At 38.7% G+C, this 13,746-nt stretch carries 11 protein-coding genes; 2 read left to right on the top strand and 9 right to left on the bottom strand.

Features of this window, described 5'->3' with window-relative positions:
- Nucleotides 1–4 precede the first annotated feature (4 nt).
- The 6 genes from J4N24_RS03250 to rpsA form a co-directional block, all read right to left on the bottom strand.
- Nucleotides 5–1,153, bottom strand: a complete 1,149-nt coding sequence (locus J4N24_RS03250; protein ID WP_207532190.1) for an SPOR domain-containing protein — start codon at nucleotides 1,151–1,153, stop codon at nucleotides 5–7.
- Between the two features lie 40 nt (nucleotides 1,154–1,193).
- On the bottom strand, nucleotides 1,194–2,927 hold the full coding sequence (locus tag J4N24_RS03245; protein ID WP_207532189.1) for a TonB-dependent receptor: 1,734 nt from the start codon (nucleotides 2,925–2,927) through the stop codon (nucleotides 1,194–1,196).
- Nucleotides 2,928–2,931: 4 nt separating this feature from the next.
- Entirely contained in the window at nucleotides 2,932–5,958 is a 3,027-nt protein-coding gene (locus J4N24_RS03240) for a tetratricopeptide repeat protein (RefSeq protein WP_207532188.1), read from the bottom strand.
- Between the two features lie 146 nt (nucleotides 5,959–6,104).
- A complete protein-coding gene (locus tag J4N24_RS03235; protein WP_207532187.1) occupies nucleotides 6,105–7,037 on the bottom strand; it encodes an aspartate carbamoyltransferase catalytic subunit in 933 nt (310 codons plus the stop codon).
- A 32-nt stretch (nucleotides 7,038–7,069) separates the two neighbouring features.
- Nucleotides 7,070–7,615, bottom strand: coding sequence for a bifunctional pyr operon transcriptional regulator/uracil phosphoribosyltransferase PyrR (gene pyrR, locus J4N24_RS03230; RefSeq protein WP_207532186.1), 546 nt, complete (start codon nucleotides 7,613–7,615; stop codon nucleotides 7,070–7,072).
- Nucleotides 7,616–7,736: 121 nt separating this feature from the next.
- On the bottom strand, nucleotides 7,737–9,674 hold the full coding sequence (rpsA, locus tag J4N24_RS03225; RefSeq protein WP_207532185.1) for a 30S ribosomal protein S1: 1,938 nt from the start codon (nucleotides 9,672–9,674) through the stop codon (nucleotides 7,737–7,739).
- Between the two features lie 180 nt (nucleotides 9,675–9,854).
- Between rpsA and J4N24_RS03220 the strand changes: the two genes are divergently transcribed.
- Nucleotides 9,855–10,058, top strand: coding sequence for a hypothetical protein (locus J4N24_RS03220; RefSeq protein WP_207532184.1), 204 nt, complete (start codon nucleotides 9,855–9,857; stop codon nucleotides 10,056–10,058).
- 44 nt (nucleotides 10,059–10,102) lie between these two features.
- Here the strand turns inward: J4N24_RS03220 and J4N24_RS03215 are convergent, their stop codons facing one another.
- Together J4N24_RS03215 and cmk are read right to left on the bottom strand one after the other, a co-directional pair.
- Nucleotides 10,103–11,326, bottom strand: a complete 1,224-nt coding sequence (locus tag J4N24_RS03215; RefSeq protein WP_207532183.1) for a glycosyltransferase — start codon at nucleotides 11,324–11,326, stop codon at nucleotides 10,103–10,105.
- Between the two features lie 203 nt (nucleotides 11,327–11,529).
- Nucleotides 11,530–12,213 (bottom strand): (d)CMP kinase, encoded by a 684-nt coding sequence (cmk, locus tag J4N24_RS03210; protein WP_207532182.1) that lies wholly within the window; start codon nucleotides 12,211–12,213, stop codon nucleotides 11,530–11,532.
- A gap of 66 nt (nucleotides 12,214–12,279) precedes the next feature.
- On the opposite strand from cmk, the gene arfB reads away from it, so the two are divergent.
- The gene (arfB, locus tag J4N24_RS03205) at nucleotides 12,280–12,690 is read left to right on the top strand and encodes an alternative ribosome rescue aminoacyl-tRNA hydrolase ArfB (protein ID WP_207532181.1); all 411 of its coding nucleotides are present in this window, start codon (nucleotides 12,280–12,282) and stop codon (nucleotides 12,688–12,690) included.
- Between the two features lie 2 nt (nucleotides 12,691–12,692).
- Here arfB and J4N24_RS03200 read toward each other — a convergent pair whose 3' ends face one another.
- Nucleotides 12,693–13,634 carry a lipid A deacylase LpxR family protein gene (locus tag J4N24_RS03200; RefSeq protein ID WP_242691481.1) on the bottom strand — a complete coding sequence of 314 codons (942 nt, stop codon included), beginning with the start codon at nucleotides 13,632–13,634 and terminating at the stop codon, nucleotides 12,693–12,695.
- Nucleotides 13,635–13,746: the final 112 nt, after the last annotated feature.

Here is a 13,746-nt window from a genome sequence, read left to right as displayed (position 1 = left end):
GTGTTTATTTGTTTTTAACGGTAAAAACCCAGGCATCCTGACCTATTTTAGTCTCACGAAGACGGCGTCTCTCTTTTTGTGCGGATTCTTCGTTCGCGAAAGTACCTGTGCTTATTTTAAATTTCGGTTTTCTAATATCGTTTACAACTTTGGCATCAATCCCTTTCTTTCTCAATTGAGAGATGTAGTCCTCTGCTTCTGATTGTTTATTAAATGCCGCCACAATTACTTCAAACTTTATAGCAGAAGATGGCGAAGGTGGAAGGACTGCTGTCGAAGTTGAATCTTTTGTTTTCCTTAAAGGGGTAGTTTTAGTAGTGATAACCACGGTGTCTCTTGGTTTTTCTACTGTTATACCCTTTTCTTGATTTAGCTGCGTCATGCTATTTTCGAATAAGCTATCGGCAGCGGCCTCAGAGTTTACAAGTTCTTTATTTGATGCAGTTTGTGCAGAGTCCAATTTCCTCTGAGGCGGATTAGTAGTTTTTGTAACAGGAACAATTACAGTGTTCTGATCTTTTTGCCGGAAGAATTTAGGGTATAGGAAATAACCAGCCACAAGGGCAGCGCCCAGAGCAAGAAAAGTAATTACAATAAGAATTGCAGACTTATTCGATTTTTCCTGAGGCTCTTTGCTCTCTTTATGCACAGCCTGAGGAGGAGCATCTTGTACAGTTGGTGCGGGGGACTTAATTCGAATCGCAGAAAAGTCAGGTTCGTTCGAATTATTGATCTTTTTAGCTTTTCGTTCTATTTCCATTACCGGGATCAATCCGTAGCTGATTGAGCTATTTGCAAACTCGGCCGGCTCAAGAATATAGCTGTTATTAGATGATCGTAACTTCCCCAGAGAATCAATAGTGGCATAGCCCTTTATCTGTATGGACTGCTTTATCGAGTCTATATATTTTTCAATAAAATAACGAGCTGAAGGTTCGGAAATATTACGAACTGCACACACATACTCCACTAGAGCAAAACCAGAGTCCTGGCGTGCTGGATCAAATGCGTACTCTTCCGATGGGGGAAAAAAGATCCCTTGCTTATTGTCATGATAAGCCGAAGTTCTTTTTTTATAAAATGTACCAATTCCAGAGAGACTTACCTCATCAATCCTCTGAAGTAATTCGGCTACATAAACACCAACATCCATCTGGGTAAAATTAAACGAAAAAATAATTAGGCCAAAACTATCAGAATGAATAATTCAACCCACCAATTACATTAAATCCTAATTTTGGATAGTATAAGTATTGCTGGTATTTGTTGCCGAACAAGTTATTCACCTTTAAAAATACTCCTAGTTTATTCTTAACGAGGTATTCTGCACCGCCGCTCAGATCAAGGTAGCTTTTTACTGCAACCACTCTTGAATTTTCAATACTTGCGGGAATACCTTTTGAATAGTCATAGGTGAAGGCATCTCTGTCTCCCGTATAAACAACCTCTCCGTCAATTATAAATTTCTTTTTGAGAGATAAACGAAAGTTTGAATACAATTTTAAACCAGGCTTCAACCAAGCTTCCGCCTGATCTGTCATGTTGTATTTATTAGCCTCTATCTTACCTGTCCAGGTTAAAGTTTCAGATGCTTTTACATTTACTTCTCCTTCCAGGCCTACTACCTTTGCCTTATCGTAAGCTAGTTCAAAACGTTCAAATCCATATTTGCTATTTACATAGAGAGGCATATCCTCAATGGTTTTAAAATAAACCATCCCTTTAAAAGAGAATCCCGCTCCTGCGTTACCTTTCACCCCTCCGTATAAGTTGGACTTCTCAACGGCATTATTGATAATGCTCTTTGCCAAATATGGATTTTCGAAAGCGAAACCCCGGAGAGAAGATTTAAGAACATCTCCAGTATAACCACCAAAAATAGTAGCATACTGAGGAACTAAAGGAAGCTCTGCTGTTGCGATAGGGAAGAGGTTAGTATTTGCCTCCGTTCCGAATTCTTGTACGAAGTTTAGTCCTAATGAAAGTTTATAGTTTTTTCCCTGGAACTTGATATACGGGTTCGCTCGGAAAATATGATTACCAATATTTAAAGAATCCTTAGTGCTGGTAAAGTCGAGAGAGCTGTTAACTCCAAGGTTGAACTGTTTCCATACCCCGTTAAAGAATCCACTCAGCGCAAAACTGGTTTCTTTTGAATTGTACTTGCTGCTTAGGGTATAGGCGTCAGCCTTTACCGCATAGTCAAGAGTGCTTTCAGGGTCGTAGTTTTTCAGTAATTCCCCTTTCAGTCCTACCGTACCAAAACGCTGTTTCCTTGGATCCAGATTCTGGTCGGCCATCTCGGGGTTGACTCCATAAAAATAGGATCCTAATCTGTCGAAATTCAGCTCTCCATTGATTGTGATCTTCTCCTGAATGCTTTTACCAAACAAGGCAGCTTGCTGCCTTGAATAGTTCTGTTTGTTCAGCGATCCACTTTGGGCAAGGTGTTTTGCAAAAAAGCCTAACTGGAGCGCCTCATCAGGTCCGTTGTTTAGGTATACCTCTCCCAGCGTCGATGAATAATTTCCTATCCCAGCTTTTGCATAGTTATTCTCAAAGGGAAGAGGGGCTGCCTGCTGGAGAGGTTGTGCCTGTAACTGCGTAATGTCACTATTCAATTCCAGTCTCTTATCCAATACGAGATAACTCAAGTTTGGTTTAAACACCTTGTAGTTATTCAAATCCGGACTTCTCCTGATCTTCGCAGCATCTGCTAAAACAGGTTTGTAAGGTCTTACAACATCTATTTCTTCCGTTAGTGTTCCCTTTGCAGGCTCTGTAGAAGGTTTTTTTTCTGGCGGTGTATTTGTCGTCGGTTTTTTCTCCGTAGACGGTTTGTTTTCTTGAGTTGGTTTTGTTTGAGCATTAGCTGCAACAGTTAAAACCAGGCTGAAAAAGGTATATGATAGATATCTAAACTTCATTGTCTTATTTCTTAGAGTTTAACTGGCTAAGTTTTTCTTTAGCTGTAGGAATAATTTCATCGTTACCCTCATAGTTGTCAATTAAACTTTGAAGTGTAGCTTTTGCAGAGAATGAATCTTTTAAGGCTACGAAATTATCCGCCAAGAGCAAAAAGCCTTTTGCTACCCAGTAATCATGAGAAGGCATTTTATTGCTTAATTCATATATCGTCTTCTCTGAAGCCTTATACTCTCCATTCTGGTGCTGAACAAAAGCAACCATATATTTGGCTTCTGCTCCGGATGCAGTGGTAGTTTTAGTTGACACCTCCTGAAATTCCTTATAAGCTGTTGTGGTGTCGCCTTTTAACATGTGCGCCTTTCCTGAATAAAGAGTAGCTCTGTATTTGTCTTCTGTGGAAGCCTTATCGAAAGCTCTGATCAGCTCAACATACTTCAGAGTCTCATCGCTCATTCCCATGTTATAGTATGCTTCCATCAGATTATTAACAGCATAGCTATAGTTTGCTTTGTACTCTGAGGTTAATTCAAGTTTTTTAAGAGAAGCAACCGCTTCATTGTATTTCTTTTGTTTCAAATAAAGCTGAGAAACACTGATCAAAGCTCTCTCTGTGAACTCACTGGTCCAGTCATTCAATATCACATTGTAATCAGGGATCGCTTCATCGGGACGATTAAGCTTTACTAAGCTCTCAGCCCTGATAAACTTCGCATGTTTCTCGTGAATTGGATTCTTGAATTTATCAAAATACGCATTTATGGCTTCGTAAGCCCCTTGGTATTCACCCTTAAGAAAACGATTATTAGCCGCCTGGAATGTAATGTTATCCTGTTCTGCTGTACTTAGGTTTCCTATACTTGTTGAGTTTGCATAGTTCAGGAATTCATCAGCATTTCCTTTATCAAGGTAGATGTTCTTTATTGACTCTAACGCAATTTTAGCTTCGTCTGTAGTTGAATAATCCTGAACAACACGTTTGAAGTAGGTTAGAGCTTCCTCATCCTTATCCTGGTTGTAGTTAACTAATCCAATGGTAACAAGAGCTCTAGGGACATAGCTGCTTCTTGGATACTTCTCAACTAAATTTGTTAAATCAGTACGGGCTTTATCGTAGTCTCCTTTAACGAAATAAGTATATGCCATCTCAAAACCTGCATCATCTGCATAATTAGAGTTAGGGAATTGTTTCAATAGCGACTGATGTGTTGCGATCTTCAGATCATTTGATCCCTGCAGACCCTGGATCATGCCGCGCTGAAAAAGTGCATAGTCTTGGCCTTTACCATTCCAGGTAATGATCTTATTGTATTGCTGCATAGCCTTGTCATAGTTCTTAATTACGAAATAAGAATCTGCGAGTCGAAGGGTAGCATCATTTATGGTATTGCGATCTTTATCATCGCCAATAATAAAACGTTCGAAGTAGGTAGCCGCCTTGCTATAATTGTCATTTTGAAAAGCTGAGTAACCAAGTGCATAATTAGCGTAATTATAAACGTCAGTATTACGCGCAGCCTGCATTCCCAGGAATTTCTCAAATTGGCCGACAGATTCACCATACTTTCTTACCTCAAACATAGCTTCAGCAAGCCAGTATGTAGCTAATGCTTCAATTTCATCATCTACAGCACTATTCTGAGAACGGATGAACATTGATATCGCATTTTCGAAGGCTCTTTCGTTATAGAACTCCAGTCCTCGAAAATAGGTCACTCTCTGGTATACTCCTCTTGTTTCAGCATTCTTATTATTGATCGTCTCGAGGATGAAGACAGCATCTTTATAGTTCTTCGTTGAAAGTAAAACTTGTCCTAGTAAAGTTTTAGCCTCATTTATTCTTGTAGACTTTGGATAGGTCTTTATAAATTCCTGAACGGCATCTAAAGCAACGGAATGGAACTCCAATTCATAAGACAGTTTTGCATAATTGAATAGTCCTTCTTCTTTCAAGCGTGGATCAAAGTCGAGTTTAGATGCCCTAAAAAATGCGTTTCTTGCACTTTGTTTGTTCCCGTCTTTTATAAAAGCTTCTCCCAATGTGATCATTCCGCTTTGATAGAATACATCCGTAGTGGAAAGTTTTTCAAGTTCTTTTATTGCCTTTTTGTGATCTCCAAGCTTCAGGTAGGCATATCCCATCTGGTAATCATCCTGATTATTCTGGATAGCTCCTTTATCAAGATTTTGGAACCTTTGATAGTAGCTAATTGAGTTCTTATAATCAGCCTTTGCAAAATATGTAGCTGCCACAATTCGATACATTTCAGCTTTAAACTGCTGATCTATTGATTCGATCGCCGGAATCGTATAGCTGATTACATCATCGTAGCGCTTGTTGAGGAAATATAGTGCGGATATATAATAAGGATAACTCGCTTTGTAGGTGGTACTTCCCTGTAATCTTTCAAATTCTCTCAAGGCAGTAGTGTAGTCTGCATCCAGATAATTTAGATAAGCGAAATAGTAGATAGAGGATTCGTTATAAGGCCCTTTTTCGTCTTTTAACTTTGCAAATAAAGGCTCAGCATCTGTATACTTCTTTAAGGTAAAATAGGAATAAGCCAGTTTAAACCGATATTCTTCGCTTTCGTTCGCAGTAAGACTGTTAGCATCAATCTCTTTATACCAATCTAAAGCTTTTTCATAATTCTTTTTTTCAAAGTAGAAATTACCTAGCTGTAGGTAGGCTGATTTGGTAAGGGCACTTGTAGGGTATTCCCGGATAAATTTCAGAAACAGTGCCTCAGCATTAGTATTACCAAGTTCCAGGGCACATCGGGCAATATAGAATTGAGCACTTTCTTTAAGAACAGAAACCTGTCGGTTATCTACGGGTTGAGTAGAGGGGATAGTATGGTAATCTTCAACCCGGCTAAACTGTTCGCTTGCAGCAACGAATTTCCGTTTTTCAAAAAGCTCAACTCCGCTCTTATAGGCATTATTTAACGTATACCATTCGGTGGTCTGCGCCTTTGAGCTAAGTACTAAAGATTGAAGTAATATTATAGTAAGTGCGTATTTCTTTAGCATATCTTATTGATTGTCGCGAAGTTAACAGTAAAATAAAGCCGATTACCCACAGTAGAATTTAACACCTGTGGAAAACCCGTCAAAAATAACGTTTAAAACTGCAAAAACGGTATAAACCTTTCGAAAGAAAAGGGCGCTGAAAGTGTTTAACGCTGGCCAGCAAGGAGATATAATACCGCCATCCTGATAGCAACTCCATTTTCAACCTGTTCGAGAATGATAGATTGCTTACTGTCAGCTACATCACTTGTTATTTCTACTCCTCTGTTAATGGGGCCAGGATGCATAATCGTAATCTCCTTGTCCAGAGAGTTTAGAATTTCTTTATTAAGTCCGTATAACATAGAGTACTCCCTGAGGGATGGGAAGTATTTAATGTCTTGTCGCTCAAGCTGGATCCGAAGCATGTTAGCAACATCACACCAGTTCAAGGCATTCATTAAGTTGTATTCTACCTTTACATTCAGGGATTCAATGTATTTAGGGATTAAAGTAGTTGGTCCGCAGACCATCACCTCAGCTCCAAGTTTTTGCAGGCAAAGGATGTTGGATAAGGCAACCCTTGAATGGAGAATATCTCCAATTATTGCAACTTTCTTTCCTGCTACATCACCGTATTTTTCACGGATGGAGAAGGCGTCAAGTAGCGCTTGGGTGGGATGTTCGTGAGCTCCGTCACCTGCGTTAACAATATGTGCGTTTACTTTTTTGCTTAAGAATATTCCTGCTCCAGGGTATGGATGGCGCATAACTATCATATCCACTTTCATCGCAAGGATATTGTTAACAGTATCAATTAGTGTCTCTCCCTTACTAACAGAAGATGATGACGCTGCGAAGTTAATGGTATCAGCAGAAAGCCTTTTTTGAGCTAATTCAAATGATAATCTTGTTCTTGTTGAGTTTTCGAAGAAGACATTTGCTATTGTAACATCTCTAAGAGAAGGTACTTTTTTTATTGGCCGGTTCAATACATCTTTAAACGTGTCGGCAGTTTCAAAAATCAGTTGAATATCTTTTTCAGTTAAATCCTTTATTCCTAAAAGATGACGTGTACTAAGAGTCTGATTATCTGCCATTGCTATATGTAAATCGCTTGCCGCTTGTTTTGTTAACTATTATTTTCTGATACTAATTCTACTTTATCTTCCTTTTCAGCCTCTTTCCAGCTTACAATAACCTTTTGGGAATTTATAGTATCCACTTGTATCCCGATATAATCAGGTTCTATTGGAAGATGCCGGGAAAACCTTCTGTCTACCAAGACAAGAAGTTCCACTTTTTCAGGTCTGCCAAATGCCAGCATTGCATCCATTGCTGAGCGAATTGTTCTACCGGTCCATAGCACATCATCTACGAGAATAACTTTTTTTCCTTCAATGATGAAATCAATCTTAGTACGGTTTGGCACTAATACCTCACGTCTTCTGAAGTCATCTCTGAAAAAAGTAATATCAAGATTTCCGTTATTAATTTTGGCCTGAGGTAATATGGATTGAAGTTCTGATGCGATACGATCAGCAAGAAAAACTCCTCTTGGTTGAATTCCAAGTATTACAGAGTTCGAAAAATCGTTATGATTCTCTATAAGCTGATGGCAAAGCCGTTTGATAGTAATATGGAACTTTTGACCGTCTAAGAGGATTAAGTTTTGCATCAGTGTTGATTTGGGCAAAGGTATAAAAAAAACGTTTTCGACGACAAAAATAAAGGTTTGGAAAATAAAAAACCCCGCTCAATGAGCGGGGTTTGATTATTCTTAACGATTCAGTTTAGAATTATCCTTTTTGGTTTTTTTCAGCACCTTCCATTTGCTCTTTTAATTGAGCAAGAACGCCTAGATCACCTAAAGTTGATTTTTCAACTGATTCTTTAACTTTCTTCACTGCATTTGTAGTAGCTTTCTGATCGTTTTTCTTTTGAGCTACTTCAGCGTTTCTAGCTTCGTTTTTAGCTTCTTCCCAAATACGAGAGTGAGATACAACGATGCGTTTAGCTTCTTTGTTAAATTCAATGATCTTGAATTCAGAAGTTTCTTCAGCTTTTAATGCTTTTCCGTCTTCTTTAACAGTGTGTTTACTTGGAGCGAATCCTTCAACACCATAAGGAAGGGCAACGATAGCACCTTTGTCAGTTACTTTCAATACAGTTCCAGTGTGGATAGAATCCAAAGTGAAGATTGTTTCGAAAGTTTCCCAAGGGTTTTCTTCAAGCTGCTTGTGACCTAAGCTAAGTTTACGGTTATCAGCATCCAGTTCAAGAACAACTACATCAAGAGTTTCGCCAACTTTAGTGAATTCATTAGGATGGTTGATCTTTTTAGACCATGAAAGGTCAGAGATGTGAATTAGTCCGTCAACTCCTTCTTCGATTTCAACGAAAACTCCGAAGTTAGTCATATTTTTAACAACTGCTTTGTGCTGACTACCAACAGGATATCTTGAAGCGATATCTTGCCATGGATCAGGAGTAAGTTGTTTGATACCAAGACTCATTTTACGCTCGTCACGATCAAGAGTTAAAACTTGCGCTTCAACTTCATCACCTACTTTAAGGAAATCCTGAGGATTACGTAAGTTCTGAGACCATGACATTTCTGATACGTGAATTAAGCCTTCAACACCTGGAGTGATTTCAAGGAAAGCACCGTAATCAGCAACTGTAACAATCTTACCTTTCACTTTAGAACCAACTTCGATAGCTGTATCTAATGATTCCCAAGGATGTGGAGTAAGTTGTTTTAAACCAAGAGCGATACGTTTTTTCTCGTCATCAAAGTCAAGAACAACCACATTGATTTTTTGATCAAGTGATAGAACTTCTTTTGGATGCTCGATACGTCCCCATGAAATATCAGTGATGTGAAGTAATCCGTCAACGCCACCAAGATCGATGAATACACCGAAATCTGTAATATTTTTAACAGTTCCTTCAAGAACCTGACCTTTTTCAAGTTTCGCAACGATCTCTGTTTTTTGGTTTTCAAGATCGTCCTCGATAAGAACTTTGTGAGATACCACAACATTTTTGAATTCGTGATTGATTTTAACAACCTTGAATTCCATTGTTTTTCCTACGTATACGTCGTAGTCACGGATTGGCTTGATGTCAATTTGTGAACCAGGCAAGAAAGCCTCAACGCCCATGATATCAACAATAAGACCACCTTTTGTGCGGCTCTTAACAAAACCAGTAATGATCTTGTCTAATTCAAGAGCCTCGTTAATAAGCTCCCAAGATTTTTGAGTTTTTGCACGTTTACGTGAAAGTACTAACTGACCATTCGCATCTTCCTGAGATTCAACAAATACTTCAACCTGATCACCAACTTTAAGATCAGGAGTATCACGGAATTCAGATAATGATACCATACCATCAGATTTAAATCCGATGTTTAATACCACGTCTTTGTTGTTAATGTTAACAACTGTACCAGTGATAATTTCACCTTTGTTGATTTGATTAAAAGTTCCGGCATACATTTGCTCAAGCTTAGCACGCTCTTCGTTAGTGTAGTTTCCGAATCCTTTTTCGTCTGCATCCCAGTCAAAATCACCTGAAGGTGTTACCAGGGTTTTAGACTTAATGTCTTCAATTGACAGTGAATCAGCTTCTGACTCAATGTCTTCTCTTTGTGTTACCGCTTTGGTGTCGTCGCCTTGGAGTTCTGCTGATTTAGCAAGTAGCTCCTTTTCTGCTTCTTGTTTTTTGGCCATTAATTATTTTATCTCCTTTTTCCCAACATCAATTGGGACGACAAAGTTACGTAAATATATTTTTATAAAAAGAAATTTATCTCATTATTTTATTGATAGTTAGCAGCTTCAGCAGATATGATATAAATAAAACTATGCCTTGTGCAAGCTTGTTAAACGGTATAAGAAACATCTAAGGACATGGAAGATTTTAAAAGTAACAATGATAGGATATCACCTTCGGAGGATGATGTAAAGGCGGCTAAAGGTGATCAAAATACAAAAGTAAAACCTGTAGACGATGGGTTTAAAACGTCTAATAAGAAATACCAGAAACAAGAATGGTCTGAGCCATTGGATGAGCAGCAATTTGATGATACGAATTTAAGTGAAGGCTCTGAATAAGTTTTGTATGGATTGAAAAGTTGCGTAAGTTTTTTTTTAGAAGCTTACGCAACGTATTTCTCTATAAGTTCAACCGCTTTTTGTACGCCGTTCTCTTCTGATATTTTCTGTGCAAGTTTTTTGCATTCAGCAGTAGAAATGCTTAAAAGTTGTTCTATTCTGGTTTTGAAAAGACCGGGGGTTAGACTGTTAACAGGAACTGGTTTAACTCCAAGTCCCTTTTTATAGGCCAGATCACCCCAAAAATACTGATCGCCAACCGGATATAGGACCGGACATACGAACATTGGCTTTCCCGCCCGCAAACATTCAGCAGTAGTACCTATTCCACCGTGATGCATCACAGCTTTTACCTTTGGAAACAAGGTTTCAAACGGGGCACTGTTGATTATATGAACATTTGAAGGAATTTCCTCTTCTGTTTTCCAATCACTCCATGATGCAACGATCAGGAACCGTTCTTTGATTTCTGAAGCAGACTGCAGGATCATTGATGCTACTTCCTTTTTTATCTGCATACTCCCAAAGGAAATAAGGATAGGAGGAGTTCCGCTACTCAGATAATCCGTCAAATCGTCGGATAGATTCTGTTTCTCTGCTTCGGGGAACCAAAACCCTGTTAACTGATGCACTGAAGACCAATCACGGGGGCGCTCCAGAAAATGCTCACTTATACCGTAGAGGGATAATTCTTTATGTGGATCCTGAGGGGTGTGGTCTGTAATGCCATTCTGTTCGCAGAAGTTACTGATCGGTTTACTTAGCAACTGGTACCTCAGGTTGTTGAGCTTGAAGCTCCATTTGTATAAAAACTCGGGAATTCTAAAGCCACTAATAATTGGATTTATAAATGCAGCGGTTTCTTCTGTAGCAGGTACAACAGCAGCCTTAATGCACTTAGTTTTTAGTTTCCCGGTAAATATGTCTGATAATGTTTTTGGCCTATAGATGAAAAGGTCACTCGATTGAGCTAATTGGTAACATTCATTAAGGGATTGTTCGATAAGAGGATAAATAAGTTTGTCAAGATTTCTCTGAATAGCAAATAAATTTGCTTTCATAATTTTGCTTCCCTCATTTGAATTAAGTACTTCCTGGTAATCAACATCCACAGGGTGAAAATTTATCCCGTACCCTTCTACCAAGGATTTGAAATTTTTTGAAGTTGATAGCGTTACATCATGTCCATTAGCAGCAAGCGCTTTACCTAAAGTAGCATATGGTTGTACATCGCCTCGTGTTCCAATGGTAGATATAGATATTTTCATCCTGGTTTTGTTTTCAAAGTACATTGAAGGAAAACTGCCAATTTTTAAAACAAGGAGTTTCCCTTATGCTCTATCTTTAATAGCAAAGAAAGTGCAAAAGTTTTTGTACCCCGCTGAAATAATTATTTCAGGCAAGAGATCGAAAATCAGAAGGTGAAAATAAAGAAAGCCTGTGTTATTGTCTTGAAATGAGTACAGTAGGGTTACTGATACTCCAACATAAAGGGTTTAACTTTTTCCAGTACAAATTCCAATTGCTGTACCTCGGTAAGGTTAGTGTTATCAAGAATTATAGCGTCAGTTGCCCTTATAAGGGGGCTTTCCTTGCGTGTTGTATCCTGGTAGTCCCTATGGGCGAGATTTTCAAACACTTCCTCAAGCGTTACTTTTTCATCTTTGCCTTGTAGTTCCTTAAACCTGCGTTCTGCCCGGACTTTAGGATCTGCAGTCATAAAGATTTTTACTTTAGCATCCGGAAAAACAGTAGTGCCGATATCACGCCCGTCCATTACAACGTTTTTAGACTCACCCATTCGTTGTTGTTGTTTAACCATTTCGCGTCTGACTGCCTTAATTGCACTTACTTCACTTACTTTTTCAGATACAATCATCTGTCGAATTTCGTCAGAAACTTCGATTCCATTAAGTGTAATGTGACTTTGGTAGTCTCTTGAGTGGAAATTTAGGTGGATATCATCCAATGCATGCTCAACCAGCTCCTCATTTGTGATATCAATTTTGTTCTTTTGCAAGTAAAGGGTAACGGCGCGGTACATAGCACCAGTATCTATGTAAATAAAATGAAGTTTTTTCGCAAGTGCTTTAGCTAAAGTACTTTTACCACATGAGGAATACCCATCAATCGCGATTATTATATTATTTAACATAGTAACACAAAGGTAGGGTTTATCGGTGATTTTAAACAGCGGAGAGGCTAATTTGCAATTTAATATATGACTTTTTCAAAGGAGGATTTACTTCGGTATATAGTTTTCAAAACGTCCAGAAGTGGAGGTAAAGGAGGGCAAAACGTTAATAAGGTTTCAACTAAAGTGGAGCTCAATTTTGATTTTGAATCAGCCGCTTTTCTAAGTGAGGAGGAAAAGAGCCTCTTAAGGAGCCGGTTTGTCAACCGGCTTAACGCTGAAGGAAAAGTACAGGTGATTAGTAATGAAGAAAGGGGGCAGCTGCTTAATAAAGAAAAAGCTGTTGATAAACTCCTGGGGCTGCTAAAAACCGGACTTACAATTCAAAAAAGTAGAAAGAAGACTAAACCCAGGAAAAATGATGTTGAACGGCGGCTTCAAGAGAAACAGAAACAAGCAATAAAAAAGCTTAACAGAAGAGGGAATTTTGATTTTTAATATTAATTAAACCGGTAGTATAGACTGACGGATCCGTACTGTTGTGCAGCTAATTGCTTTTTTAGCTCTTTAGATTGAAAGATCACTGCAAAATTGAAGGTCCAGCGATTTTGCGAATACATATATCCTAGTTCTTGCGTGAATAGAAGAGGACTGGGGTTAAAGGTGGCTGGCCCCTTATTCTTGCTAAACATACCACCCTGAATTGTAGCATTATAGGCTACAATGTTTAGCATTGGTCTGGCGTAAAAAAAGGATTCTCTTTTAATCGACGAATCTTGTTTCTCTCTTGTAATACGGCTGTTATAGCTTGCAGAACTAAAAAGGGGATTTAAACTTCCTGTTCTGTATAGCACCCCCGCACCCAGGCCCGCAAAAGTGTTACCCAAATTGAGGTAAGTACTGGCCGTAAAGTCGTTCTTTCCTTTTCGTAATAATAGCTTTGAAAAGCTAAAGGAAGAATTGATCCCTGTTTCATTATTAATCTGATATTCCCAGCCATGAATGGTATAAAATCCTACAGTTTGGTGCAGTGTTTCCTGTACCTCCTTAGCATAAGATTTAGGGCCAACTGTTCCAACCTGTAACGCTCCCTGCATCACCGATTCTCCTTTTGTAAACCAGTTTAATTTTAGTCCGCCGTATAAGTAGCCCGCATATGGTCTGTCAACATCCTCAACGTTTCGTGTGTCTCCTGAATATGCGTTAAACATGTATTGGCCAACTTCAGCTTCCCATGTTTTCTTCCTTATAGCTGGTCTGCTCGTATGGCTGGCATGTTTGAAAGTTATAAATAGTCCGTTGGTGTAATAGCGATCCTGACCGATACCCAGATACGCATCATTGTCAGAGCGAAATCCGAATTCGTTATTAAACGTCTTTTCCTGCGAAAAACTTGCTATGGAATGTGCAACAACGAAAAAGACAAATAGTAAACGTTTCAACTTCCCTACAGTTAAAGAGGTTATCAGTAATTAAATTATCAGATGAATTAATCCGAATGAGAAACAAGAACGGGTGGGCATTTGAAAAATTGTTATAAGTCGGATTGGCTAT

It is taken from the genome of Desertivirga arenae (assembly GCF_017355785.1).
Classification (GTDB): Bacteria; Bacteroidota; Bacteroidia; order Sphingobacteriales; family Sphingobacteriaceae; genus Desertivirga; species Desertivirga arenae.
Note: the sequence above shows the minus strand (reverse complement) of the source record. Positions and strands in the feature narration are given on the sequence as shown.

Excerpts from the sequence above, each read along its gene's own strand:
- arfB (WP_207532181.1), top strand. The coding sequence starts at position 12,280 with ATGACTTTTTCAAAGGAGGATTTACTTCGGTATATAGTTTTCAAAACG.
- rpsA (WP_207532185.1), bottom strand. The coding sequence starts at position 9,674 with ATGGCCAAAAAACAAGAAGCAGAAAAGGAGCTACTTGCTAAATCAGCA.
- J4N24_RS03215 (WP_207532183.1), bottom strand. The coding sequence starts at position 11,326 with ATGAAAATATCTATATCTACCATTGGAACACGAGGCGATGTACAACCA.
- J4N24_RS03240 (WP_207532188.1), bottom strand. The coding sequence starts at position 5,958 with ATGCTAAAGAAATACGCACTTACTATAATATTACTTCAATCTTTAGTA.
- J4N24_RS03235 (WP_207532187.1), bottom strand. The coding sequence starts at position 7,037 with ATGGCAGATAATCAGACTCTTAGTACACGTCATCTTTTAGGAATAAAG.
- J4N24_RS03245 (WP_207532189.1), bottom strand. The coding sequence starts at position 2,927 with ATGAAGTTTAGATATCTATCATATACCTTTTTCAGCCTGGTTTTAACT.
- pyrR (WP_207532186.1), bottom strand. The coding sequence starts at position 7,615 with ATGCAAAACTTAATCCTCTTAGACGGTCAAAAGTTCCATATTACTATC.
- J4N24_RS03220 (WP_207532184.1), top strand. The coding sequence starts at position 9,855 with ATGGAAGATTTTAAAAGTAACAATGATAGGATATCACCTTCGGAGGAT.
- J4N24_RS03250 (WP_207532190.1), bottom strand. The coding sequence starts at position 1,153 with ATGGATGTTGGTGTTTATGTAGCCGAATTACTTCAGAGGATTGATGAG.
- cmk (WP_207532182.1), bottom strand. The coding sequence starts at position 12,213 with ATGTTAAATAATATAATAATCGCGATTGATGGGTATTCCTCATGTGGT.